At 71.6% G+C, this 24,985-nt stretch carries 20 protein-coding genes; 7 read left to right on the forward strand and 13 right to left on the reverse strand.

Features of this window, described 5'->3' with window-relative positions:
* Window positions 1-8: 8 nt before the first annotated feature.
* From AC0VYN_RS27025 to AC0VYN_RS27040, 4 genes are all read right to left on the reverse strand, one after another.
* Window positions 9-707 carry an AAA family ATPase gene (locus tag AC0VYN_RS27025; RefSeq protein WP_475533059.1) on the reverse strand — a complete coding sequence of 233 codons (699 nt, stop codon included), beginning with the start codon at window positions 705-707 and terminating at the stop codon, window positions 9-11.
* 34 nt (window positions 708-741) lie between these two features.
* Window positions 742-1,557 (reverse strand): ABC transporter permease, encoded by an 816-nt coding sequence (locus tag AC0VYN_RS27030; RefSeq protein WP_475533060.1) that lies wholly within the window; start codon window positions 1,555-1,557, stop codon window positions 742-744.
* Window positions 1,558-1,676: 119 nt separating this feature from the next.
* Window positions 1,677-2,651 carry an ABC transporter ATP-binding protein gene (locus AC0VYN_RS27035; RefSeq protein ID WP_386925132.1) on the reverse strand — a complete coding sequence of 325 codons (975 nt, stop codon included), beginning with the start codon at window positions 2,649-2,651 and terminating at the stop codon, window positions 1,677-1,679.
* A gap of 120 nt (window positions 2,652-2,771) precedes the next feature.
* A complete protein-coding gene (locus tag AC0VYN_RS27040; RefSeq protein WP_385467749.1) occupies window positions 2,772-3,986 on the reverse strand; it encodes an NYN domain-containing protein in 1,215 nt (404 codons plus the stop codon).
* A 225-nt stretch (window positions 3,987-4,211) separates the two neighbouring features.
* Between AC0VYN_RS27040 and AC0VYN_RS27045 the strand changes: the two genes are divergently transcribed.
* A complete protein-coding gene (locus AC0VYN_RS27045; RefSeq protein ID WP_451685446.1) occupies window positions 4,212-4,376 on the forward strand; it encodes a hypothetical protein in 165 nt (54 codons plus the stop codon).
* Between the two features lie 84 nt (window positions 4,377-4,460).
* Here AC0VYN_RS27045 and dnaE read toward each other — a convergent pair whose 3' ends face one another.
* Window positions 4,461-8,000: a DNA polymerase III subunit alpha gene (dnaE, locus tag AC0VYN_RS27050; RefSeq protein ID WP_475533061.1), complete on the reverse strand. Its 3,540-nt coding sequence runs from the start codon at window positions 7,998-8,000 to the stop codon at window positions 4,461-4,463.
* Window positions 8,001-8,236: 236 nt separating this feature from the next.
* Between dnaE and AC0VYN_RS27055 the strand changes: the two genes are divergently transcribed.
* The 4 genes from AC0VYN_RS27055 to AC0VYN_RS27070 all read left to right on the forward strand — a co-directional run bounded on the left by AC0VYN_RS27055 (window position 8,237) and on the right by AC0VYN_RS27070 (window position 13,022).
* On the forward strand, window positions 8,237-9,598 hold the full coding sequence (locus tag AC0VYN_RS27055) for a DUF2252 domain-containing protein (protein WP_386925124.1): 1,362 nt from the start codon (window positions 8,237-8,239) through the stop codon (window positions 9,596-9,598).
* Window positions 9,599-9,667: 69 nt separating this feature from the next.
* Entirely contained in the window at window positions 9,668-10,375 is a 708-nt protein-coding gene (locus AC0VYN_RS27060) for a hypothetical protein (RefSeq protein WP_475533062.1), read from the forward strand.
* A gap of 84 nt (window positions 10,376-10,459) precedes the next feature.
* Window positions 10,460-11,260: a DsbA family protein gene (locus AC0VYN_RS27065; protein ID WP_475533063.1), complete on the forward strand. Its 801-nt coding sequence runs from the start codon at window positions 10,460-10,462 to the stop codon at window positions 11,258-11,260.
* 76 nt (window positions 11,261-11,336) lie between these two features.
* Window positions 11,337-13,022 (forward strand): alkaline phosphatase D family protein, encoded by a 1,686-nt coding sequence (locus AC0VYN_RS27070; protein ID WP_475533064.1) that lies wholly within the window; start codon window positions 11,337-11,339, stop codon window positions 13,020-13,022.
* On the opposite strand, the gene AC0VYN_RS27075 is transcribed toward AC0VYN_RS27070, so the two are convergent.
* Window positions 13,007-13,606 carry a dienelactone hydrolase family protein gene (locus AC0VYN_RS27075; protein ID WP_475533065.1) on the reverse strand — a complete coding sequence of 200 codons (600 nt, stop codon included), beginning with the start codon at window positions 13,604-13,606 and terminating at the stop codon, window positions 13,007-13,009. The genes AC0VYN_RS27070 and AC0VYN_RS27075 overlap by 16 nt on opposite strands.
* Window positions 13,607-13,710: 104 nt before the next feature.
* Here AC0VYN_RS27075 and AC0VYN_RS27080 point away from each other — a divergent pair, with 104 nt between their 5' ends.
* Window positions 13,711-14,835 carry a mechanosensitive ion channel family protein gene (locus tag AC0VYN_RS27080; RefSeq protein WP_475533066.1) on the forward strand — a complete coding sequence of 375 codons (1,125 nt, stop codon included), beginning with the start codon at window positions 13,711-13,713 and terminating at the stop codon, window positions 14,833-14,835.
* A 24-nt stretch (window positions 14,836-14,859) separates the two neighbouring features.
* Here AC0VYN_RS27080 and AC0VYN_RS27085 read toward each other — a convergent pair whose 3' ends face one another.
* The 5 genes from AC0VYN_RS27085 to AC0VYN_RS27105 all read right to left on the reverse strand — a co-directional run bounded on the left by AC0VYN_RS27085 (window position 14,860) and on the right by AC0VYN_RS27105 (window position 19,462).
* The gene (locus AC0VYN_RS27085) at window positions 14,860-16,446 is read right to left on the reverse strand and encodes a Na+/H+ antiporter (RefSeq protein WP_475533067.1); all 1,587 of its coding nucleotides are present in this window, start codon (window positions 16,444-16,446) and stop codon (window positions 14,860-14,862) included.
* 88 nt (window positions 16,447-16,534) lie between these two features.
* The gene (locus AC0VYN_RS27090; protein ID WP_475533068.1) at window positions 16,535-17,008 is read right to left on the reverse strand and encodes a GNAT family N-acetyltransferase; all 474 of its coding nucleotides are present in this window, start codon (window positions 17,006-17,008) and stop codon (window positions 16,535-16,537) included.
* On the reverse strand, window positions 17,005-17,949 hold the full coding sequence (locus AC0VYN_RS27095) for an RluA family pseudouridine synthase (protein ID WP_385471365.1): 945 nt from the start codon (window positions 17,947-17,949) through the stop codon (window positions 17,005-17,007). The genes AC0VYN_RS27090 and AC0VYN_RS27095 overlap by 4 nt, the downstream gene beginning before the upstream one ends.
* 57 nt (window positions 17,950-18,006) lie before the next feature.
* Window positions 18,007-18,600, reverse strand: coding sequence for a signal peptidase II (lspA, locus tag AC0VYN_RS27100; protein WP_386926416.1), 594 nt, complete (start codon window positions 18,598-18,600; stop codon window positions 18,007-18,009).
* Window positions 18,601-18,721: 121 nt separating this feature from the next.
* Window positions 18,722-19,462, reverse strand: coding sequence for a TraR/DksA family transcriptional regulator (locus AC0VYN_RS27105; RefSeq protein WP_475533069.1), 741 nt, complete (start codon window positions 19,460-19,462; stop codon window positions 18,722-18,724).
* A gap of 608 nt (window positions 19,463-20,070) precedes the next feature.
* Between AC0VYN_RS27105 and ileS the strand changes: the two genes are divergently transcribed.
* A complete protein-coding gene (gene ileS, locus AC0VYN_RS27110; RefSeq protein ID WP_475533070.1) occupies window positions 20,071-23,208 on the forward strand; it encodes an isoleucine--tRNA ligase in 3,138 nt (1,045 codons plus the stop codon).
* Window positions 23,209-23,385: 177 nt separating this feature from the next.
* Here ileS and divIVA read toward each other — a convergent pair whose 3' ends face one another.
* Entirely contained in the window at window positions 23,386-24,567 is a 1,182-nt protein-coding gene (gene divIVA, locus AC0VYN_RS27115) for an apical growth/hyphal branching protein DivIVA (protein WP_475533071.1), read from the reverse strand.
* A 55-nt stretch (window positions 24,568-24,622) separates the two neighbouring features.
* Window positions 24,623-24,907 carry a YggT family protein gene (locus AC0VYN_RS27120; RefSeq protein WP_189228257.1) on the reverse strand — a complete coding sequence of 95 codons (285 nt, stop codon included), beginning with the start codon at window positions 24,905-24,907 and terminating at the stop codon, window positions 24,623-24,625.
* Window positions 24,908-24,985 lie beyond the last annotated feature (78 nt).

A 24,985-nucleotide genomic window follows, 5' to 3' on the forward strand; every position in this document is an offset into this window, starting at 1 on the left:
CAGGGGCCCTACGCGGACTTGCCGCCGTGGGACCCCTGCGGGTACTGCGGCGGGTACGGCTGCTGGGCGTACGGGTCGGGGTCCCGGGGGCCGAACAGGCCCGTCAGCCCGAGGTGCACCGCGAGCGCGGCGAACGGCCAGGCCAGCCACGCCCCCTTCGCGCCCAGCTTCAGCGGCGCCGGGAAGGTCGTGCCCCTGCCCACCTCCCGCGCGTGGGCGATCACGTCCTGTCCGGGGCCCAGCCACACCCCGACCTTCCAGGCCAGCAGCGAGCCGAGGAAGGCGCCGACGCCCAGCGCCACCACCAGCGGCACGCCCCCGCGCCGCCGCAGCAGGAAGACGACCAGCGCGCTGAGCACGCCGAACCCGAGCGCGAGCAGCGTGAACGTGCCGTCGACGCCGATCGCCTGCTCGCCCTCGGAGTCCTTCAGGTAGACCACCCAGTTGCCGTCCACCAGGTCACCGACCAGCGGCACGCTCGGTGCCAGCCACCACCACAGCACGCCCAGCAGGGCGCCGGAGAGGGCCACCACCACCAGGGTCACGGCCGCCTGCCGCACTTCGGTCAGCATCCCGGGGCCGTCCTGTTCGCCGTGGTGGTCGTACGCGGTGCCCACCGCATGCGCGCCCACGGGCGGAGGCACCGGCCCGTCCGGGGACGACGAGTGCTCGTTCGGCGGCGGAGGGGGAGTCAGAGGTGCGGTCACCCCGCCATCGTGCCAAACGCGGCTGTGCGCCGCGTCACCGGACGGCGGCCCGGCGGTACGCCCAGGTGGCGACGGCCAGCGAGATCACGCCGACCGACGCGCACACCGCGAGGTCGCCGAGGACGAAGGCCCAGTCGGGATGCGGCCCGAAGGTGCGCGCGAAGGCCTCCACGCCGTACGTCGAGGGCAGCAGGTCGCGGGCCAGCCGGACCGCCTCCGGCATCCGCTCGGCGGGCAGCACGCCCAGCAGCAGCGCCGCCGACATGCCGAGCTGGCCCAGCAGGGTGGCGAGCTCGGGCCGGGGCGCGAGCAGGCCCAGCGCCGCGCCCAGCCCGGCGAGCGCGGCGCCCGCCAGCGGAATCACGGCCACCAGCACCCACAGGTGCGTCATCGGCAGCCCGAACAGCAGGCATCCGGCCACCGCCGTCACCACGGTCCCTGGCACGGTGAAGGACGCGTACGCGCCCGCCGCGCCCAGCACCACCGCGGCCGGCGGCACGGGCAGCGTCGCGTAGTGGTCGAGGCCGCCGCTCGCGCGCAGCTGGCCGAAGTACTGGGCCAGGAGGTTCAGCGCGACGAAGGCCACGACGAGCACCGACGACCCGGCGACCACGGCCTGCGCCTCGCCGCCGCCGTCCACGACGCCACGCATGAGGATCATGATGCCGACCGACTGGAACGTGGCCACGAACAGCAGCGGGATCCGCGCGACCCGCGCCCGGGACAGCTGCGCCCGGTACACGGCCGCCAGGGAGGGCCACAGCCGCGCCCGGGGCCCGAGCGGTGCGGTGCCCCGCTCCTCGGGGACCACGGCACCGTCGGGCAGGACTTCGGCGGGTACGACACTCACGTCGTGCTGCTCCCCTTCACCACTCGTCGCTGAGCCAGTCTGCACTTAGCGGGTCCTCACGCAGGCGCTCGCCCCGTCCGGTACGGAGGCGGCGGCGCGCGGTCCCGTCGCTCGCGGGTTCACGTCCTGACCAGCCCCTGCCGTGCGGCGCCGCCCAGCGCCAGATACACGTCCTCCAGGCTGGGCGTGGCCAGGGTGAAGTCGTCCAGCGCGGCGAACGCGGCCCCGCCGGTGACGGTGGCGACGACCGTGCGGGCCTCCTCCGGGGCGAGCCGCAGCGTCCAGCGGCGTCCGGACTCGGCGGCCCGGTCCCGCAGCGCGGCGACCTCGGGCACGCCCAGCGGTGCACTCTCCCGCCACACCAGGTCTACGCGGACCTCGCCGGCCACCTGCTCCTTGAGCCCGGCCGGGGTGTCGCAGGCGATCACGCGGCCGCGGTCGAGGACGGCGACCCGGTCGAGGACGGTCTCGGCCTCGATGACGTTGTGGGTGACGAGCAGCACGGTCGTGCCGCGCTCGGCCCGCCGTCGGTCGACGGCGGCCCAGACCGCGCGCCGTGCCACCGGGTCCATGCCGGTGGTCGGCTCGTCCAGGACGAGCAGCGGGCGCTCCCCCACCAGGGCGGCGGCGAAACAGGCCAGGCGCCGCTGTCCGCCGGAGAGCTTCTTGAGCGGGCGCGAGGCGATGGGGGTCAGGCCCAGTTCGTCGAGGACGGCGTCCCGTTCGGCGCGCGCGTCGGCGGCGTCCAGGCCGCGCAGCCGCCCGGTGGTCTCGGCGGCGAGGGAGACGGTCAGCTCGTCCAGGGCGCTGGACTCCTGACCGAGGTAGGCGAGGATGCGCGCCGCCCGCTCGGGGTGGCGCACGATGTCGTGGCCGAGGATCTCCACGCTGCCGCCGTCGGGCCGCATCAGGCCGGTGAGCTGGCGGACCAGGGTGGACTTGCCCGCGCCGTTCGGCCCGAGCAGCCCGAAGATCTCACCGCGGCGGATCTCCAGCGTCACGTCGTCGGTGGCCCGGACCTCGGGGGCGGCGGGAACGCCGCGCCGGCCGCGTACCGCCGCATAGGTCTTGGTCAGTCCGCGCGCCACGCACACGGCATCGCCACCGGGTCGAAGTGCCTGGGGCGCGCGCGTATTCACAAAGGACGAGAGTACGTGGTCGTGAACCCCGCCTCGTCCCGGGGTCCGCCCATAAGCATCAATTCGGCCAGGGCGTCACTCCCCGGCGGGAGCACGCTCGGTGGCGGTCCGCACGTCGACCTCCCGCCAGAACCCGGCCCTGATCGCGTACCGGTCGTGCTCGTCGATCTGGTCGTCCTTGTGGGCCAGCAGCCCGAAGCGCGCGGCGTACCGCAGCAGCTCCCCGTCGACCCGGTGCGGGATGCGGGGGTACATACCCGACAGCTTCTGCAGGTGGCCGTGGTCACCGAGGCGTTCCACCCAGCGGCGGGCGAAGACCTGCCCGACCTCGTAGGGGTCGCCGCCGACCGTGGTGATGTCCTCCTCGCGGTCGGCCCAGCGCTGCTCGGCCGTGGTGAGCTGGGCCAGGGTCGGCAGGGAGACGGCCTCGGCCTGCTCGGCGGCGGGCCGGTCGACCCAGCCCTTGTCGGAGGACCAGCGCAGGGTGGCGGTCGGCGGGTGGGCGGCGGGCTGGGCTCCGGGGGCGCGAAGGGCGGCCAGGTCCTTGGGGGTGGGCACGCCCCGGGCCGGCGCCGGGCGCTCCTCGGTCCCGTTGCGCGCGGCGGAGTCAGCCGTGGGGTGCTCCGGCTCCGGGGCGGGCCGTTCGGCCGCGGCGGACAGGGCGGACTCGGGCAGCGGCGCGGACAGGATCGCGGCGATCTCGGGCCGGGGCACGGGGGGCGGGGCGCAGATGCCGCCGACCTCCTTGGCCCGCACCGCCTTGGTGATCCAGGCACGGTCCAGCACGCGGCGCTCGTCGGCCTCGGCGACCAGGTCCTCGGACTGGTTGTAGTCGCCGTCGGCGGCCTGCACGGCCCACAGGTGGACGGCGACGCCGTGCTCCTTGGCGGCCATCATGCCGGGCAGCAGGTCACCGTCGCCGGTCACCAGGACGACGTCGGAACAGGCCCGGTTGCGGGCCAGCTCGGTCAGCTCGGCGTGCATGGCCGCGTCCACGCCCTTCTGTGCCCAGCGGCCGTCACTGCGCGTGAGGGCTCCGAGCCGCACGGTGACCCGGGGCATCACGCGCAGCCGGCGGTGTTCGGGCTGCGGGACGCGGTCGGGGGCGCCGTCGAACCAGTAGATGCGCAGCAGGGGCTGCTGCGTGTCGGACTCGGCGCGGTCGCGCAACCCCTGGACGAGGGCGGCGTGGTCGACGGTGATGCGCGAGCGCGAGGGCTCCCCGGCGAGGAGACTCGCGGCCGCCCCCAGCAGGTACCCGGCGTCCACCAGGACGATGCAGCGGTCCACGCGGTCCACCCTCTTTCCGGGAGGTTTGCTTCGGGCTTCCTTCGAGTCTGCCCGACGGCGCGGAGGTTAACGGCCCGAACTCGATCTTCGGCGTGGCGTTTCGGCGGCCCGCCGCCCGACGAGCCGCGTCACGCACGGTAATTACCCGATATGCGTTCTTTTTCAGTCTATGTGAATCTGATGCGGAACCTGGCCCGACAGATCCCCCTCAGGAGGTAGATCACCATGGCCAAGAACAAGAACAACCGTGAACGTAAGCAGTCCCAGTCCGCCCGTGCCCCGCAGGCCGCCGAGGCGGCCGTGCTGGACCGCGAGGAGCAGCACGCCCCGCAGATGCCGTCAGGCGACCTGGCCTCCCGCAAGCGGCAGAAGCGCTTCGGCCACAACTGACGTCCGGCGCACGGGCCGTCGCGCCCGCCGTGACCCGAAGGGGCGCACCCGGTACCGGGTGCGCCCCTTCGCCGCTCTCCTCGGTCAGCCCGCCAGGCAGGACGGGCCGAGCAGCACCTTCAGGTCGCCGAACAGCGCCGGGTCGGGCTTCACCCGGTGCCGGTCCAGGCGCAGCACCGTGGTCTTCGTCGGCCCCTGGAGCTTGATCCGCACCTCGCTGTCGCCCCGGTGGTGCGTGAGGATCTCCCCGAGGCGGCTGACCATCGGCGGCGTGACCCGGGTCGCCGGGATGGTGAGGACCACGGGTGCGTTGGCGCCCGCGTTGGACAGGTCCGGGATCATCAGCTCCATCGCGACCAGCCGCGGCACGTCCTCCCGCTTGTCGAGGCGGCCCTTGACGAACACCACGGCGTCCTCGACGAGTTGGGTGGACACCAGTTGGTAGGTCGCGGGGAAGAACATGCACTCGATGGAGCCGGCCAGGTCCTCGACGGTGGCGATGGCCCAGGCGTTGCCCTGCTTGGTCATCTTGCGCTGGAGACCGGAGATGATGCCGCCGATGGTGACGACCGCCCCGTCGCCGAAGTCGCCGCCGGTGAGCTGGGAGATGCCCGCGTCGGCCTTGTCGGACAGCACGTGCTCCAGGCCGAAGAGCGGGTGGTCGGAGACGTACAGACCGAGCATCTCCCGCTCCTGGGCGAGCAGGTAGGTCTTGTCCCACTCCTCGTCGCCGAAGGTGACGTCGAGTCCGAAGCCGGGTTCGTCGCTCTGCTCCTCGCCCATGCCGCCGAAGAGGTCGAACTGGCCCTCGGCCTCCTTGCGCTTGACCGCGACCACGTTGTCGATCATCGGTTCGTACTGCGCGGTCAGGCCCTTGCGGGTGTGCCCCATCTCGTCGAAGGCGCCGGCCTTGATCAGCGACTCCGTCGTCCGCTTGTTGCAGACGACCGCCTCCACCTTGTCCAGGTAGTCGGGGAAGGACTCGTACTTCCCCTTGGCCTTGCGGCACCTGATGATCGATTCCACGACGTTGGTGCCCACGTTGCGCACGGCGGAGAGGCCGAAGAGGATCACGTCGTCGCCCTGCGCGGCGAAGTTCGACATCGACTCGTTGACGTTGGGCGGCAGCACCTTGATGCCCATCCGCCGACACTCGTTCAGGTAGACGGCCGACTTGTCCTTGTCGTCCTTGACCGAGGTGAGCAGCGCGGCCATGTACTCGGCCGGGTAGTTCGCCTTCAGGTATCCGGTCCAGTACGAGACCAGTCCGTACGCGGCCGAGTGCGCCTTGTTGAAGGCGTAGCCGGCGAAGGGGACCAGCACGTCCCACAGTGCCTGGATCGCCTCGTCGCTGTAGCCGTTCTTCCTGGCGCCGGCCTGGAAGAGGACGAAGTTCTTCGCCAGCTCGTCGGGCTTCTTCTTGCCCATCACGCGGCGCAGGATGTCGGCCTCGCCGAGCGAGTAGCCCGCGATGATCTGGGCGGCCTTCTGCACCTGCTCCTGGTAGACGATCAGGCCGTAGGTGACCGACAGGACCTCCTGGAGGGGTTCCTCCAGCTCCTTGTGGATCGGCGTGATCTCCTGGAGGCCGTTCTTGCGCAGCGCGTAGTTGGTGTGCGAGTCCATGCCCATGGGACCGGGCCGGTACAGCGCGGAGACGGCGGAGATGTCCTCGAAGTTGTCGGGCTTCATCAGCCGCAGCAGGGAGCGCATCGGGCCGCCGTCGAACTGGAACACGCCCAGGGTGTCGCCGCGCTGGAGCAGTTCGAAGGTCTTGGGATCGTCCAGCGGCAGCGACAGCAGGTCGAGCTCGACGCCCTTGTTGGACTTCACCATCTTGACGGCGTCGTCCATGATCGTGAGGTTGCGCAGGCCGAGGAAGTCCATCTTCAGCAGGCCGAGCGACTCGCACTGCGGGTAGTCCCACTGCGTGATGGTCACGCCGTCGGTGTGCCGCACCCAGATGGGGGCGTGGTCGACGATGGGCTCGCTGGACATGATCACGCCGGCGGCGTGCACGCCCATCTGCCGGACCAGGCCCTCGACGCCCTTGGCGGTGTCGATGACCTTCTTCACGTCCGGCTCGTTCTCGTACATCGAGCGGATCTCGCCGGCCTCGCTGTACCGCGGGTGCGTCGGGTCCGTGATGCCGTTGAGGTCGATGCCCTTGCCGAGGACGTCGGCGGGCATGGCCTTGGTGAGCCGGTCGCCCATCGCGTACGGGTAGCCCAGTACGCGCGCGGAGTCCTTGATGGCGTTCTTCGCCTTGATCTTGCCGTAGGTGCCGATCATGGCGACCTTGTCGGCGCCGTACTTCTCCGTCACGTACCGGATCACCTCGACGCGCCGGCGCTCGTCGAAGTCGATGTCGACGTCGGGCATGGAGACGCGCTCGGGGTTGAGGAACCGCTCGAAGATCAGGCCGTGCGGGATCGGGTCGAGGTCGGTGATGCCCATCGCGTACGCCACGATCGAGCCGGCCGCGGAGCCTCGGCCGGGGCCGACGGCGATGCCCTGGTTCTTGGCCCACATGATGAAGTCGGCGACCACGAGGAAGTAGCCCGGGAACCCCATCTGGATGATGACGTCCATCTCGTACTCGGCCTGCTTCTGGCGGTCCTCGGGGACGCCGCCGGGGAAGCGGCGCTCCATGCCGCGGCGGACCTCCTCCTGGAACCAGGTGATCTCGGTGTAGCCCTCGGGGATGTCGAACTTCGGCATGAGGTCGCGCTTCTCGAACATGCCGTCGGTGTCGATCATCTCCGCGACCAGGAGCGTGTTGGCACAGCCCTCCTGCCAGGCGTCCGAGGAGTCGATGGCGTACATCTCGTCCGTGGACTTCAGGTAGTAGCCGGTGCCGTCGAAGCGGAAGCGGTCCGGGTCGGAGAGGTTCTTGCCGGTCTGGATGCACAGCAGGGCGTCGTGGGCGGTCGCCTCGTGCGCGTAGGTGTAGTGCGAGTCGTTCGTCACCAGCGGCGGGATGCCGAGCTTCCTGCCGATCTCCAGCAGGCCGTCGCGGACCCGGTGCTCGATGTCGATGCCGTGGTCCATCAGCTCCAGGAAGTAGCGGTCCTTGCCGAAGATGTCCTGGTAGTCGGCGGCGGCCTTGAGGGCCTCGTCGAAGTGGCCGAGGCGGAGCCGGGTCTGCACCTCGCCGGAGGGGCAGCCGGTGGAGGCGACGATCCCCTCGGACCACTGGGAGATGGTCTCCTTGTCCATCCGGGGCCACTTCTGCAGCCAGCCCTCGGCGTACGCGTCGGAGGAGAGGCGGAAGAGGTTGTGCAGCCCCGTCTTGTTCGTCGCCCACATCGTCTTGTGGGTGTAGCCGCCGGAACCGGAGACGTCGTCCCGCTTCTGGTGCGGCTGGCCCCACTGGATCTTGCGCTTGTTGCGGCGCGACTCGGGGGCGACATAGGCCTCGATGCCGATGATCGGGGTGATCCCGGCCTTCTTCGCGGAGTGGAAGAAGTCGTACGCCCCGTGCAGGTTGCCGTGGTCGGACATGGCGATGTGCGTCATGCCCATCTCGTTGCACGCGTCGAACATGTCCTTCAGCCGCGCGGCACCGTCCAGCAGCGAGTACTGGGTGTGGACGTGCAGGTGCGTGAACGGCGGCTTGGACACGTGCGGCCTCCTGGGAAAACAATGGGCGACGGGCTGCGGTCAGTCCGGGGGGTCAGCGTCGAAGTCTATGCCCCGGGACTGACACTCCGGGGCTCCGGCCGCGTACCTTCGTGCGGGGCCCCGCGCGTCGGGCCGGCCCCGGGCCGCGGGCACTCCCGTGCGCCCTCGAACGTTGGTCCGAGTGGAGTTTTCCGCTCCGCCCGCCACGCACCACCCGTACCAGGAGGCACCCAGCGATGTCGGTTTCGCAGCTCAGCGACGAGCACCGCGGCGAGGAGATCCTCGCCGTCTTCGACACCGCGTTCGGCGAGCTCCTGGCCGCCGACCCGGCCGCGTTCCGGGTGAAGTTCCGCAAGATGGCGGCCTCGGCCTTCGCCTTCTACCGGGGCACGGCGTGCCTCTTCTACCACGACCTGGACGCGGAGAGCGGCGGAGGGAACGCGGCGCGGGACGGCGGGAGGACGTACAGCGGCCCCTACCTGGACGAGCGGACCTCCCGGGTGTGGATCCACGGCGACCTGCACGCGGAGAACTTCGGCACGTACATGGACTCCACCGGCCGCCTGATCTTCAACGTCAACGACTTCGACGAGGCCTACGTCGGCCCCTTCACCTGGGACCTCAAGCGCTTCGCGGCCTCCGTCGCGCTGATCGGGTACGCGAAGGCGCTCGGCGACGAGCAGATCACCGAGCTGGTGCGGGTGTACGCGGGCGCCTACCGCGAGCGGATCCACTCGCTGGCCACGGGGGCCAAGAGCGACGAGGTACCGCCGTTCACGCTGGACACCGCGGAGGGCCCGCTGCTGGGCGCGCTGCGCCTCGCCCGTTCGCTGACCCGGTTCGGGCTGCTGGAGTCGATGACGGAGATCCGCGACTTCGAGCGCCGCTTCGCCGCCGGCGGCGGCTCCGTCGAGCTGGACGCGGCCACGCGGTACAAGGTGCTGGCCGCCTTCGACGGCTATCTGGAGACGCTCCCGGAGTCGTCGCTGACCCGCCCGGACTCCTACCGCGTGAAGGACGTCGTCGGCCGCCGGGGCATCGGCATCGGCTCCGCCGGTCTGCCGTCGTACAACATCCTCCTCGAGGGCAACAGCGACGCCCTGGAGAACGACGTCGTGATCTACGTCAAGCAGGCCCAGACCCCGGCGGTCTCCCGGCACGTCACCGACCAGGCGATCCGGGACTACTTCCAGCACGAGGGCCACCGCACGGTGATCTCCCAGCGTGCCCTCCAGGCGCACGCCGACCCGTGGCTGGGCTGGACCGAGCTGGACGGCGCCGGACAGCTGGTCGCCGAGGTCTCGCCGTACGCGGTCGACCTGGACTGGGGCGACATCGACGACCCCGAGGAGATCGCCGAGGTCGTCGCCGACCTGGGCCGGGCCACGGCCGCGATGCACGCGGCGGCGGACGACCAGTCCGGGGAGTCCCTGGTGCCCTTCTCCACCGAGCGGGCCATCGACGCGGCGATCGCGGCCGACGAGGAGGGCTTCGCGCCCCTGCTGGTCGACTTCGCCCACACCTACGGGGCACGCGCCCGCGCCGACCACCAGACCTTCGTCGACCTCTTCCGCAACGGCCGGATCCCGGGTCTGTGACCGCCGCCCTCCTCACAGGGACCCTTTAGGGGGCTCTTACCGGCCCTCATGACAGACTCTTCTCTCGCTATGGACATATCCGGAACCCCGCTCAGAGCCGTGCGCGCGGCGCTGTTCACGGCCCTCGTCGTGACGCTCAGCACCGCGTCGCACGTGCTGTTGTCCGGGGTGCCGCTTCCGCTGCCCACGGTGGCCGCCGTCGCGGCCGCCGTCTTCCTGATCGCGTACGCCCTGGCCGGGCGGCGCGAGCGCGGCTTCGGGCGGATCGCCGCCCTGCTGATCCCGCTGGAGCTGGCCGCCGACACGGTCTTCACCACGGGCCAGCACGTCTGCTACGGCAGGGCGGGCGGCCCCGTCGCCGGCCCCCTGCGTTCCGTGGGCTTCGACGTGCTGTGCGGCGACGGCATGGGGGTCCGGGCGGGTGTCGCCGCCCCGCTGACCCGGGTCACCGGCGCCGACGGCGACCGGCTGGCGGCCACCCTGGCCCACGCCGACCCCGCGACCGCCTGGCTGCTGCTGGGCGCGCACGTGGGCGTCGGCCTGATCGCGGCGGCCTGGCTGCGGCGCGGAGAGCGCGCGCTGGCCCAGTTGCTGAGCGCGGTGACGGCGACGACCTTCCGGCCCCTGCTGCTCGCCGTCGCGGCCGTGACCGTCCGGCGGGCGCCGGCGGTGCGCCGCCCCGCCCCCGCGGTCCGGCGCACCGCCGGCGCCCGCGAGCGGATCCTCACGCACTCCCTGGGACGGCGCGGACCTCCGTGCTCGCCCGCGCTCGTGTGACCTCCCGGTCACCCACCGAGCACCGGCAGCCCCCGTACGCATCCCGCACACACCCGTGTGCGCGTCCCCGGAGAGAACTTCACCATGAGCAAGCGGAACGCCCAGGCGGCGAAGACGGCGGCCCGTGAGCGCCTGCGCGAGGAGCGCGAGCGCCAGGCCAAGCGCGACAAGGTCAAGCGGCAGGTCATCGTGGCCTGCTCCATCGTCGGCGTGCTGGCCATAGCCGGCGGCATCAGCTACGCCGTCGTGCAGAGCAGCAAGCCCACCGGCTGGGAGAAGGCCGCAGAGGCCGAGGTGGTGGCGCCGGCCCACACCTCGGGCAAGGACGGCACCACGATCGTCGCCGGCGACTCCAAGTCCGACAACGTGATCCACCTCTACGAGGACCCGCGCTGCCCGGCCTGCGCCTCCCTCGAGCAGAACCTCGGCGAGACCATCAACAAGGGCATGAAGGACGGCGACTACAAGCTCTCCTTCACGATCGGCACCTTCCTCGACGGCAACCTCAGCGGAGAGGGCTCCAAGAACGCCCTCAGCGCGCTCGGTGCCGCGCTGAACGTCGGCACGGACGCGTTCATCGACTACAAGACCGCGCTGTACTCCTCCGAGTACCACCCCGCGGAAACGACCGACGACTTCGCCAAGGACGACTACCTGATCAAGGTGGCCGACACGGTCGACGCCCTGAAGAACAACAAGAAGTTCCAGGACGACGTGAAGAAGGGCACCTACGACGCGTGGGCGATGCGCATGAGCAAGTCCTTCGACGACTCCGACGGTGTCCGGTCGACCCCGACCATCAAGATCAACGACAAGGTGATCGAGAACCCGGGCACGGCCGCCGACTGGCAGAAGGCGCTCAAGGACGCGGGCGTCACCAAGTGATCAAGTAGGCGACGAGTGGGCGAACTTTTTCGAGTTCGCCCACTCGGGGCCATACCGATCAGTAACCTGATCGGCCGTGACCAGTCGACACAGATCGTCCGAAGAGACCCTCCCGTCGTCCGCCGGGCGCTCCGCCTCCCGCGCCCCCAGCCGCCGTGCGGTCGTCAAGGCCGCGGCCGCCGGAGCCGTCCTCGCGGCGCCGCTCGCCGCGGCGCTGCCCGCCGGCGCCGCCGATGCCGCCCCGGCCTTCCTGCACGGCGTCGCCTCCGGCGATCCGCTGCCCGACGGCGTCCTGCTGTGGACCCGGGTGACGCCGACCCCCGAGGCCGTGCCCGGTTCGGGTGCCGGCCCGGACACCGAGGTGAGCTGGGCCGTCGCCACCGACAAGGCGTTCACGAACATCGTCGCCAAGGGGTCCGTCACCGCGACCGCGGCCTCCGACCACACGGTCAAGGCGGACATCCGCGGCCTCGCCCCCGCCACGGACTACTGGTACCGCTTCTCCGCCGGCCCCACCGACTCCCCCGTCGCCCGCACCCGCACCGCCCCCGCGGCCGACGCGGCCGTCACCGGCCTGCGCTTCGGCGTCGTGTCCTGCGCCAACTGGGAAGCCGGCCACTTCTCCGCGTACCGCCATCTCGCGGCGCGCGGAGACCTCGACGCCTGGCTGCACCTGGGCGACTACATCTACGAGTACGGCACCGGCGAGTACGGCACCCGCGACACCGTCGTACGGCAGCACGCGCCCACCCACGAGATCGTCACCCTCGCCGACTACCGCGTCCGGCACGCCCGCTACAAGACCGACCCCGACCTGCGGGCGCTGCACGCCGCCGCCCCGGTCGTGGCCATCTGGGACGACCACGAGTTCGCCAACGACACCTGGTCGGGCGGCGCCGAGAACCACACCGAGGGCGCCGAGGGCAGCTGGACGGCACGTCAGGCCGCCGCGAAGCAGGCGTACTTCGAGTGGATGCCGGTCCGCCCGGCGATCGCCGGCACCACCTACCGCCGGCTGCGCTTCGGCAGGCTCGTCGACCTCTCGCTCCTGGACCTGCGCTCGTTCCGCTCGCAGCAGACCGCCATCGGCAACGGCGACGTCGACGACCCGGACCGCACCCTCACCGGCCGCGCCCAGCTCGACTGGCTCAAGGCCGGCCTGAAGTCCTCCGACGCCGCCTGGCGCCTGGTCGGCAACCCGGTGATGATGTCGCCGTTCGCGATCGGCGCGCTCCCCGCCGAGCTGCTGAAGCCGCTCGCCGAACTCCTCGGCCTGCCGAAGGAGGGGCTGGCCCTCAACACCGACCAGTGGGACGGCTACACGGACGACCGCCGCGAACTGCTGGCCCACCTGCGTGCCAACGCGATCCGCAACACCGTGTTCCTGACCGGCGACATCCACATGGCCTGGGCCAACGACGTGCCCCACAACGCCGGCACCTACCCGCTGTCCGACTCGGCGGCGACGGAGTTCGTCGTCACCTCGGTGACCTCCGACAACCTGGACGACATCCTCAAGGTCCCCGAGGGCACCGTGTCCGCGGTCGCCGCGCCGGTCATCCGGGCGGCCAACCGGCACGTCCACTGGGTCGACACCGACCGGCACGGCTACGGCGTGCTGGACGTCACCGCCGAGCGCGCCCAGATGGACTACTACGTCGTCTCCGACCGCACCGATCCGCAGGCAGGGTCGAAGTGGGCGCGGTCCTACCGCACGCGCAGCGGCACGCAGCGGGTCGAGCGGGCCTACTCCCCCGTCTGAGGGGCGTCCTCCCGCCGGAGCGAGTCCAGGAAGCCGAGCGCCACCCGCCAGGTGGCCTCGGCCGCCTCCTCGTCGTAGTCCGGCAGCCCGGGGTCGGTGTAGAGGTGACCGGCCCCGGCGTACCGGTAGACCTCGACGTCGGCGCCGGCCCGGCCCATCTGGAGGTACCAGGCGCTGAGCCAGTCGTCCGTCTCGAAGGGGTCCGGCTCGGCGACGTGCAGCTGCACCGGCAGGTCGTCCACCGAGGCGTTGGCTGCGATGTCCGAGGTGCCGTGCAGGAGCAGCAGTCCGCGCGCCCGGTGGTCGCCGAGGGCGAGGGTCTGGGCGATGGAGGCGCCGAGCGAGAACCCGGCGTACACCAGCCCGCGCTCGGAGTAGGGCGCCGCGGCCAGCACGGCCCGCTTCAGCAGCTCCTCCCTGCCGACCCGCTCCTGGTACTCCATGCCCTCCTCGACCGTGTCGAACGTCCGTCCCTCGAAGAGGTCCGGGGTCCATACCCGGTGCCCGGCGTCGCGCAGCCGGCCGGCCGCCTGCCGCACCGCGGGCCTCGGGCCGTGGGTCGAGTGAAAGAGCACGATGTCCATGAGGCCATGGTGCCAGCCGGGCGGGACGGCTCGGCGGGCGGAGGCACCCGGCGCGGGACACAAGTCACAGGTTCATGCCCGGGCGGGCCGGTTACGTTCGAGGGATGGAGACCATACTCCGCCCACTGATCGTGGTCGGCGGCTCCGTCCTGCTGACGCTGGTCATCGGATGGGCCACCGACCTGCTGCTGCGCAAGGCCGACGAACGGCACCCGGAGACGCCCCTGTGGGGGCTGCTGCGCCGCGCCCGCATCCCGTACCAGGTCGTGCTGTGCGCGGCGCTGCTGAGAGGGACGTACGTCGAGGCGCAGGTGTTCCCGGAGCACCGGGTGGGGGTCGGCCGGACGCTGACGCTGGTACTGATCGGCTCGGCGGCCTGGCTGGTGATCCGGATCGCCGCGGCCGTCGTCGAGACGTCGTACTCCCGCTACGCCCAGGCCCACGCCCAGCGAGACCCGGCCCGGGTGCGGCGGGTGCGCACCCAGGTGTCGCTGATCATGCGGGTCGTCTCCGCGGTCGTCGGTGTCGTCGCCGTCTCGTCGATGCTGCTGACGTTCCCGGCGATGCGCACGGCGGGCACCTCGCTGCTGGCCTCCGCCGGTGTCCTCGGCATCGTGGCCGGCATCGCCGCGCAGTCCACGCTGGGCAACCTGTTCGCGGGGCTCCAGATCGCCTTCGGCGACATGGTGCGCCTGGGCGACACGGTCGTGGTGAACGGCGAGTGGGGCACCGTCGAGGAGATCACGCTGACCTTCCTGACCGTGCGCACCTGGGACGAGCGCCGGATCACCATGCCGGTGTCGTACTTCACCTCCAAGCCGTTCGAGAACTGGTCCCGGGGCACCCCCCAGATGACCGGCGTCGTCTACTGGCACCTCGACCACACGGCCCCGCTGGACGCGATGCGCGAGCGGCTGCGGGACATCCTTCGCGGCTGCCCGGCGTGGGACGGACGGGCCTACAACCTGACCGTCACGGACACCACCCCCAACACCATGCAGGTCCGGGCCCTGGTCACGGCCAAGGACGCGGACGACATCTGGACGGTACGGGTCGAGGTGCGCGAGCGGATGATCCGGTGGCTGGCCGACGAGCACCCGTACGCCCTGCCCCGCGTCAACACGGCGGACGCGGACCGGATCCCCGGCCGCGACGGCTTCCCCCCCGCCCGGCAGGCGCCGGACGGGGAGACCCGCCGCTTCCCGCACCAGTCGCGCAAGTCCCTGTGACCCGAAGCGCGCCGTGCGGAGCGCTCAGCGCAGGCTGCGCACGTCCAGGTGGCGCAGCACCCGGTCGACGATCTCCGGGTCGGCTCCCGGTTCGCTGCGTGCCGCCAGCACCTCGTGGCGCGCGGCGCTGAGCATCTCGCCCTGGATCCGGCGGATCCGCTTCAGTCGGCGGGCCCGCTGAAGCTGCGCCTCGCGCCGCTCCTCGTCCCCGATGTCCGGGCTGATCCGGATGCCGATGTCGAAGGCGCGGCGCAGCATCTGCTCGGACAGCTCCTCCGGGAGGTCCTCGACCGCCTCGATCTCCCTGAGCCGCTGCTTCGCCGCCTTCGCCGCGCGCACGGCGAGCGCCTTCTCGTACTCCTTCTCGCGCTCGGTGTCCGAGCGCACCCCCAGCCGGTTGACCAGCCACGGCAGCGTGAGGCCCTGGAGCAGCAGCGTCACCATGATCACCCCGAAGGCGATGAAGACGATCTCCTCCCGCTTCGGGAAGGGGGACCCGGCGTCGGTCTCCAGCGGGATCGCCAGCGCCAGCGCCACCGAGGCGACGCCGCGCATCCCGGACCACCACATGACGACGGTCTCCCGCCAGCTCGTCGGGATGTCCTCGTCGTGGTCGCGGCGGGCGTGCAGCCGCTGGGTCAGCCAGGTGGCCGGCAGCAGCCACGCCAGCCGGACGAGGATCACCACCGCGGTGACCGCGCCCGCCCAGCCCAGCAGCTCGGGCCACCGCCCGGAGGCGGTGCGGACGGCGTTGTGCAGCTCCAGCCCGATCAGCCCGAAGGCCACTCCCGTGACGAGGGTGTCGACGACGTCCCAGACCGTGTGCCCGGTGAGCCGGGTCATCACGTCGTCGGCGCCGACCGCGTACTCGGCGAGGAACATGGCGGTGGTCAGCACGGCGAGGACCCCGGAGCCGTGGAGCTCCTCGGCCAGCACGTACGACACGTACGGCACCAGCAGGGTCAGCCCGATCTGCAGGGTCGGGTCCCCCAGCAGGTCCAGCAGCCTGTTGGCGCCCCAGCCCAGCGCGAGGCCCATCGCGACGGCGACGACGGCGGACAGCACCAGGTCGAGCCCGGCCTTCCAGGGCGAGAAGGAGCCGCTGACGGTCGCGGCGATGGCCACGTGGTAGAGGACGATGGCCGCCACGTCGTTGAAGAGTCCCTCGCCCTCCAGGATGGACACCAGGCGGCGCGGCAGCCCGAGCTGGCCCGCGACGGCGGTCGCCGCGACGGGGTCGGGCGGCGCCACCAGCGCCCCGAGCGCGAAGGCGGCGGCGATCGGCAGTCCCGGCACGATCGCGTGGGCGACGGTGGCCACGCAGGTCATGGTGACGAACACCAGCGCGACGGCCAGCAGGAAGATCGGGCGTTTGTTGGCGGCGAACTGCCGCCAGGAGGTGCGCCGCACGGCCGCGTACAGCAGTGGCGGCAGCAGCGCGGGCAGGATGAGCTCAGGTGGGATGTCGACGTTGGGCACGAAGTCGAGCAGTGCCAGCACGATGCCGAGGAGCGTCATCAGAACGGGCGCCGGGAGCCCCAGCCGGTCTCCGGCCGGGACGCTCAGCAGGGCCCCCAGCAGCAGCACGAACAACAGGGCCAACTGATCCACGGTCACCGCTCCGGTGGGTCTCGGCGTTCACACGGCGGGTCCCCAGCCTGCCATGTGACCGGCCCCACCAGCCGCTGCGGCTCGGCTCCTACAGGACGCGGCGCATGGCGCGGTGGGGTATCCCCGCGTCGGGGAACTCCGGTCCGTACGCCTGGTACCCCAGTCGCTCGTAGAAACCCAGGGCATGCGTCTGCGCATGCAGGTCGACCGCGGTGAGCCCGCGCGTGCGGGCCGCGTCCTCGACGGCGCGCACCAGCGCGGCCCCGACGCCCAGCCCACGGGCCTCACGGACGACGGCGAGCCGTCCGAGGGAGCCGACGGCCGGGTCCCCGTCGCCGTTCTTCGCCGCGGCGGCCGCGCCGTGCAGCAGCCGCCCGGTGCCGAGCGGCAGGCCGTCCTCCCGGACCGCCAGCACGTGCAGGGCGCCGGCGTCGTACGCGTCGTACTCGATGTCCTCCGGGACGTTCTGCTCGGCGACGAAGACCTCCTTGCGCACCGCGAAGCAGGCCTCCCGGTCGACGGGGTCCTCGGCGACGCGCACCTCGAAGGCCGGGGTGCTCATACGTAGGTCTCCTCGCGGACGCGGTCCAGGGCCTGCTGAAGGTCCTCGGGGTAGTCGCTGGCGTACTCGACCCACTGTCCGTCGCCGGGGTGCTCGAACCCGAGCCGCACGGCGTGCAGCCACTGGCGGGTCAGGCCCAGCCGCTTGGCGAGGGTCGGGTCGGCGCCGTAGGTCAGGTCGCCGACGCAGGGGTGGCGGTGCGCGGCCATGTGGACGCGGATCTGGTGGGTGCGGCCGGTCTCCAGCTTCACGTCGAGCAGGGAGGCGGCGCGGAACGCCTCGATGAGGTCGTAGTGCGTGACGGAGGGCTTGCCCTCGGCGGTGACGGCCCACTTGTAGTCGTGCTGGGGGTGGCGGCCGATGGGGGCGTCGATGGTGCCGCTGGTGGGATCGGGGTGGCCCTGCACGAGCGTGTGGTAGCGCTTGTCGACCGTGCGCTCCTTGAACTGGCGCTTGAGCGAGGTGTAGGCCCGCTCCGACTTCGCCACCACCATCAGGCCGGAGGTGCCGACGTCGAGGCGGTGCACGATGCCCTGCCGCTCGGCGGCGCCGGAGGTGGAGATGCGGTATCCGGCGGCGGCCAGTCCCCCGATGACCGTGGGGCCGGTCCAGCCGGGCGACGGGTGGGCGGCCACGCCCACCGGCTTGACGATCACGACCACGTCCTCGTCGTCGTGCACGATCTCCATGCCCTCGACCGGCTCGGCGACGACCTGCACCGGCGCGGGCGCCTGGGGCATCTCGACCTCGAGCCAGGCGCCGCCGCGGACCCGCTCGGACTTGCCGACCACCGATCCGTCGACCTGCACCTTGCCCGCCGCGGCGAGCTCCGCGGCCTTGGTACGGGAAAAGCCGAACATGCGGGAGATGGCGGCGTCGACGCGCTCGCCCTCCAGGCCGTCGGGCACGGGCAGGGTACGGATCTCGGGAAGCGTGCTCACCCGTCGAGTATGCCGGACGGGCCGGACGGTCCCGCACGCCCGTCCGGCACGGGGCCCTCAGTCGCGGTGGACGGTCCCGTCCGGGTCGAGACCGCGGAAGGAGAGGATCACGATCAGGATGCCGCCGCAGACGATCGCCGAGTCGGCGAGGTTGAACACGGCGAAGTGCTTGGGCGCGATGAAGTCGACGACCGCGCCCTCGAAGACGCCGGGCGAGCGGAAGATCCGGTCGGTCAGGTTGCCGAGCGCGCCGCCGAGCAGCAGGCCGAGCGCGATCGCCCACGGCACGCTGTACAGCTTGCGCGCGAGACGGGCGATCACGACGATCACCGTGGCGGCGATCACGGTGAAGATCACCGTGAACGCCTCGCCGATGCCGAAGGCCGCGCCCGCGTTGCGGATCGCCGAGAGCCGCAGCCAGTCCCCGAGGACCTCGATGGGCTCGTGGTGCTCCAGCCTGGCGACCACCAGCATCTTGCTGCCCAGGTCGAGGAGGTACGCGAACACGGCGACCGCGAACAGCACGGCGATCCGGCGCCTGCCCCGCGGGGGCTCCGCCGGCCGTGCCTGCTCGGCGTCGGGCCGCTCCTGCCCGTCCCCCGCCGTGTCCGGGGTGTCCGGCGTACCGATGATGCGCTCCGCCTCTGCCACGTGAGTCCCTCAGCCTAGGTACCTGACTGAGCACGAGGGTACGGCACGCCCCGCGTCCCGCACGTGCCCAGGACGCACCGGTCCGCCGGACGCCCCGGCCTCGGCGGGGGCGGTCTCCGGCTCAGTACCGGCGCTCCTGCTTCTGCTTGCACTCGACGCACAGGGTGGCCCGCGGGAAGGCCTGCATGCGCGCCTTGCCGATGGGGTTGCCGCAGTTCTCGCACAGGCCGTAGGTGCCCGCGTCGAGGCGTCCCAGGGCACGCTCGGTCTGGAGGAGCATCTCGCGCGCGTTGGCGGCCAGCGCCAGCTCGTGCTCGCGCGTGATGTTCTTGGTGCCGGTGTCCGCCTCGTCGTCGCCGGCGCCGTCCCCGGAGTCCCGCATCAGTCCCTGCAGCGACCGCTCCGACTGGTCGATCTCGGTGCGCAGCCGGTCCGCCTCGGACTGCAGCTCCCCGCGCGCCTCCTCGACCTCCGCCGGGGTCCAGGGGTCCTCGCCGGGGCGTACCGCGAGGTCACCGGGCTCCGCGGCGACGCCGCGGGCCTTCGGAACCGCGGACGTGGCCGCCGTGGCCGTGCCAGGAGTCTTCTTCGCAACCACCGTCGTGGCTCCCGTCTGCTCCGCGGCCTCGGCCGCGTCCGCCTTCTTCGCCGTGCTCTTCCCGGCCGTGTCCTTCCCGGCCGTGCCCTTCTTCGCCGAATCCCGCCGCTTCGCCGCGGGCTTCTTCGCGGCGCTCCGGTCGGCGGTGCTCGCCGCCGCGGCGGTCTCCTCCGCCGCGGTTTTCTTCGCGGCCGTCGTCCTCCTGGCGGCGGTCTTCTTCGCAGCCGTCTCCGACTGGTCTACGGCGGTCTTCTTCGCCACCATGGCCGCGACCCCTTCACATTTTGTGATCTTGCGCGCGAATCGTGCTGGGACGATAAATCGACTCGGGTCCCGCGGCAACGGGGCACGCCGCCCGATTCGCCCGCCCACCGCGCGCGGCGCGGCGAGCATGCATGCGTTGTGCCCAGCTCCCCGCCCGGTAATCGCCGCTCCGGCTCCCGGCCGGGCCCGCCGGGAGCCGGACGCGCGGCCCGGCATTCGGGTCACGCCGGGCCGCGCGGCGCCTTCGCCGCACCCGGCGCGGAAACCGGTCGGCCGCCGTCCGTGCGGCGCCGTACACTGGGCGGAGCGAGAAGCGTGGATGGGGACGAGTAGCGGCGTACGCAGCCAAGAGCGACCCGGGGACGGTGGGAGCCCGGGGGTGAGCGCGACGTGAAGATCACCCCGGAGCCGCCGGAGGAAAGCCCGACCTCGGGGACGGGCGAGTAGAACCGGCTTCGCGACCCCAATGAGGGGGCTCACCGGCGCACACGACGCACCGGGGGCCAAGGAGGGTGGTACCGCGGGAGCGCGCCGCACACAGCGGCGTACGTAGCCTTACGGCTCTCGTCCCTCCGACGGAAGGCAGTACGTCCGCCGGAGGAAGATCGATGACGCAGTACCGACAGGTGCCCGCCCAGGTCGACCTGCCCGCGCTCGAGCACGCCGTGCTCGACTTCTGGCGCGAGCAGAAGATCTTTGCCAAGAGCCTGGAGCAGTCCGAGGGCCGCCCCGAATGGGTGTTCTACGAGGGCCCGCCCACCGCGAACGGCATGCCGGGCGCCCACCACATCGAGGCGCGCGTCTTCAAGGACGTCTTCCCCCGCTTCCGCACCATGCGCGGCTACCACGTGGCCCGCAAGGCCGGCTGGGACTGCCACGGCCTCCCGGTGGAGCTGGCGGTGGAGAAGGAGCTCGGCTTCAACGGCAAGAAGGACATCGAGGCGTACGGCATCGCCGAGTTCAACGCCAAGTGCCGCGAGTCCGTGACCCGGCACACCGACGCGTTCGCCGAGCTGACCACCCGCATGGGCTACTGGGTCGACCTCGACGACGCCTACCGGACCATGGACCCGGAGTACGTCGAGTCGGTCTGGTGGTCGCTGAAGGAGATCTTCGGCAAGGGCCTGCTGGTCCAGGACCACCGCGTCGCCCCCTGGTGCCCGCGCTGCGGCACCGGCCTGTCCGACCACGAGCTGGCGCAGGGCTACGAGACGGTCGTCGACCCGTCCGTGTACGTCCGCTTCCCGCTGACCTCCGGCCCGCTGGCCGGCGAGGCCGCGCTGCTGGTGTGGACGACGACCCCGTGGACCCTGGTGTCCAACACGGCCGTCGCCGCGCACCCCGACGTCACCTACGTCGTCGCCACCGACGGCCAGGAGAAGCTCGTCGTCGCCGAGCCGCTGGTCGGCAAGGCGCTCGGCGAGGGCTGGGAGACCACCGGCCGGACCTTCACCGGCGCCGAGATGGAGCGCTGGACCTACCAGCGCCCCTTCGAGCTCATCGAGTTCCCCGAGCCGGCGCACTACGTGGTCAACGCCGACTACGTCACCACCGAGGACGGTACGGGTCTGGTCCACCAGTCCCCCGCCTTCGGTGAGGACGACCTCAAGGTCTGCCGCTCCTACGGCCTGCCGGTCGTCAACCCGGTCCGCCCCGACGGCACCTTCGAGGAGGACGTCCCGCTGGTCGGCGGCGTCTTCTTCAAGAAGGCCGACGAGAAGCTCACCGAGGACCTGGACACCCGGGGCCTGCTGTTCCGGCACATCCCCTACGAGCACAGCTACCCGCACTGCTGGCGCTGCCACACCGCGCTGCTCTACTACGCGCAGCCGTCCTGGTACATCCGCACCACGGCGATCAAGGACCGTCTCCTCCAGGAGAACGAGAAGACCAACTGGTTCCCGGACTCGGTCAAGCACGGCCGGTACGGCGACTGGCTGAACAACAACATCGACTGGGCGCTCTCCCGCAACCGCTACTGGGGCACCCCGCTGCCGATCTGGCGCTGCGAGGACGACCACCTCACCGTCGTCGGCTCCCGTGCCGAGCTGAGCGAGCTGACCGGCACGGACCAGTCCGCGCTCGACCCGCACCGCCCGTACATCGACGAGGTCGTCTTCGCCTGCCCGCAGGACGGGTGCGGCAGGACCGCCACGCGCGTGCCGGAGGTCATCGACGCCTGGTACGACTCGGGCTCGATGCCGTTCGCGCAGTGGGGCTACCCGTACAAGAACAAGGAGCTCTTCGAGTCCCGGTACCCGGCCCAGTTCATCAGCGAGGCCATCGACCAGACCCGCGGCTGGTTCTACACGCTGATGGCCGTCGGCACCCTGGTCTTCGACAAGTCGTCCTACGAGAACGTGGTCTGCCTCGGCCACATCCTCGCCGAGGACGGCCGCAAGATGTCCAAGCATCTGGGCAACATCCTGCAGCCGATCCCGCTGATGGACCAGCACGGCGCCGACGCCGTCCGCTGGTTCATGGCGGCCGGCGGTTCCCCGTGGGCGGCCCGTCGCGTCGGCCACGGCACGATCCAGGAGGTCGTCCGCAAGACGCTCCTCACCTACTGGAACACCGTCGCCTTCCAGGCCCTCTACGCCCGCACCACCGGCTGGGCGCCGAGCGACGCCGACCCGGCCCCGGCCGAGCGTCCGGTGCTGGACCGCTGGCTGCTGTCCGAGCTGCACGCGCTCACCGACCAGGTGACCCAGGCGCTGGAGAGCTACGACACCCAGCGCGCCGGCAAGCTGCTGTCCGCGTTCGTCGACGACCTGTCCAACTGGTACGTCCGCCGCTCGCGCCGCCGCTTCTGGCAGGGCGACAAGGCCGCGCTGCGCACCCTGCACGAGGTCGTCGAGACCGTCACCAAGCTCATGGCCCCGCTGACCCCCTTCATCACCGAGCGGGTCTGGCAGGACCTGGTCGTGCCGGTCACCCCGGACGCCCCGGAGTCGGTGCACCTGGCGTCCTGGCCGCAGGCGGACCTGACTGCGATCGACCCGGAGCTGTCGAAGCAGATGCTGCTGGTGCGCCGCCTGGTCGAGCTGGGCCGCGCCACCCGCGCGGAGTCGGGCGTCAAGACCCGCCAGCCGCTGCGCCGCGCGCTGATCGCCGCGACGGGCTTCGACGCGCTCTCCCCGGACCTGCACTCGCAGATCACGGAGGAGCTGAACGTCGAGTCCCTCGCGTCGCTGAGCGAGGTCGGCGGCTCCCTGGTCGACACGACGGCCAAGGCCAACTTCCGCGCGCTGGGCAAGCGGTTCGGCAAGCGCGTCCAGGACGTCGCCAAGGCCGTCGCGGCCGCGGACGCCGCCGCGCTGTCCCTCGCCCTGCGCGAGGGCACGGCCTCGGTCGAGGTCGAGGGCGAGACGATCGCGCTCGCACCCGACGAGGTGATCATCACCGAGACGCCGCGCGAGGGCTGGTCGGTCGCCTCGGACGCGGGCGCGACGGTCGCCCTCGACCTGGAGATCACGGAGGAGCTGCGCCGTGCGGGCCTCGCCCGCGACGCGATCCGCCTGATCCAGGAGGCCCGCAAGAACAGCGGTCTCGACGTCGCCGACCGCATCGCGCTGCGCTGGACGGCCACGGACCCGGCGACCGTCGCCGCCCTGACCGGGCACGCCGGCCTGATCGCCGACGAGGTCCTGGCCACGGACTTCGCCCAGGGCGAGGCGGACGACGCCTACGGGGACGCGTTCACGGACGAGGGCCTGTCCCTGACGTTCCGTCTGCGCAAGCGGTAACGCACACGACGAAAGGCCCGGCCCCTCGACCGGAGGGCCGGGCCTTTCGTCGTACCGCCACGCGCGCCGCGCCCGGCACCGGCACCCCGCACAGCACAAGGGCGGGCCCCGGGTCAGAAACCCGGGGCCCGCCCTGAACGCTGCCGAAGGCTACGCCGTACTACCGTTCGTCACCCGTCAGTTGTCGTCCTCGTCGATCAGGAAACCCCGCATCGGCGACGGAGCCTGCCCCATCGGCGACGGCCCCTGCGGCCGCACCGGCGCCATCGGCTGGGTCATCGCCGGCGACATCTGCTGCTGACCGCCGTAGGACGGACCCGACTGGCTCGGCCCGCCGCCCATCGGCTGGTTGCCGCCGAAGGACGGGGCGCTCGCGCCGGCCGGAGCCATCGAGGGCGCCGGGGACGGCGGAAGCGAGGCCGTCGCGGGCGTACGCGGCGGGGCGAGCGAGTCGTCCGCCTGGGTCTCCAGCTGACGCAGCTGCGACTCCAGGTACGACTTCAGCCGCGTCCGGTACTCGCGCTCGAAGCCGCGCAGGTCCTCGACCTTGCGCTCCAGCGTGGCGCGAGCGGACTCCAGGGAGCCCATCGCGACGCGGTGCTTCTCCTGCGCGTCCCGCTCCAGGGCGTCGGCCTTGGCACGGGCGTCCCGCTCCAGACCCTCGGCACGCGAACGCGCCTCGCCGACGATCTTGTTGGCCTCGGAACGCGCCTCGGCGATCGCCTGGTCGGCGGTCTGCTGGGCGAGCGAGAGGACACGGGCGGCGCTGTCGCCGCCGGGACCGCCCTGGCCGGGCATGCCGGGGCCACCGGGGCCCTGCGGACCGCCCATGTGGCCGCCCATCGGACCGGGACCCATCTGGCCCTGCATCGGACCCGGGCCCTGGCCCATCGGACCCTGACCCATCGGCCCCGGACCCTGGCCCATCGGACCGGGACCCTGCGGGCCACCCTGACCGCCGGGACCGGCGGGCAGCTGCGGGGCACCGCTCGGCAGCTGGGGCGGACCACCCATGGGGCCACCCATCTGCTGCTGCGGCGGGCCCGATATGCCGGCGGGCACCGGAGCGCCGGGACCTCGCATGCCCTGCTGCGGCATGCCGCCCTGCTGCGGATGCCCCTGATGCTGCTGCTGGTCCTGCGGCGGTTCCGGAGGCTTGCGCATGTTCTGCTGGTTCTGCGCAGCCGCGCGCGTCGCCGCGGCCAACTTGGCCCGCAGGTCCTCGTTCTCACGGAGCAGCCGGGTCAGTTCGGCTTCGACCTCGTCGAGGAAGGCATCGACCTCGTCCTCGTCATAGCCTTCTCGGAGGCGGACGGTCGTGAACTGCTTGTTCCGCACGTCCTCAGGGGTCAACGGCATCTCTTCACCTCAACGTAGTCGTCGGCATTCGGCAAGCCCGTATCTCTCTCATCGCTCACAGCCGGCTCACGATATAGATCAGGATGTAAACGATGATCATCAGTACGAAGAAGGACAGGTCGAGCGCCACGCCCCCGAGACGCAGCGGCGGAATGAACCGCCGCAGAAGCTTCAACGGTGGATCGGTGACAGTGTAGGTGGCCTCCAGAACGACCACCATCGCCTTGCCGGGTTGCCACGAGCGGGCGAACTGGAAGACGTAGTCCATGACCAACCGGAAGATGAGCACGATGAGAAAGCACATCAGCGCGATGTAGACGACATCCAGGACCACGCTCATGACCTGTGCTTCCCTCTCCCCTGAACCATCTCTCGGATCCGTCCTCGGATCCGTGCTCTTGCTCTAACCGGTCGTGCG

This window comes from Streptomyces sp. 63XJN7_1_ISO-PGPR-S23-121, assembly GCF_056173025.1.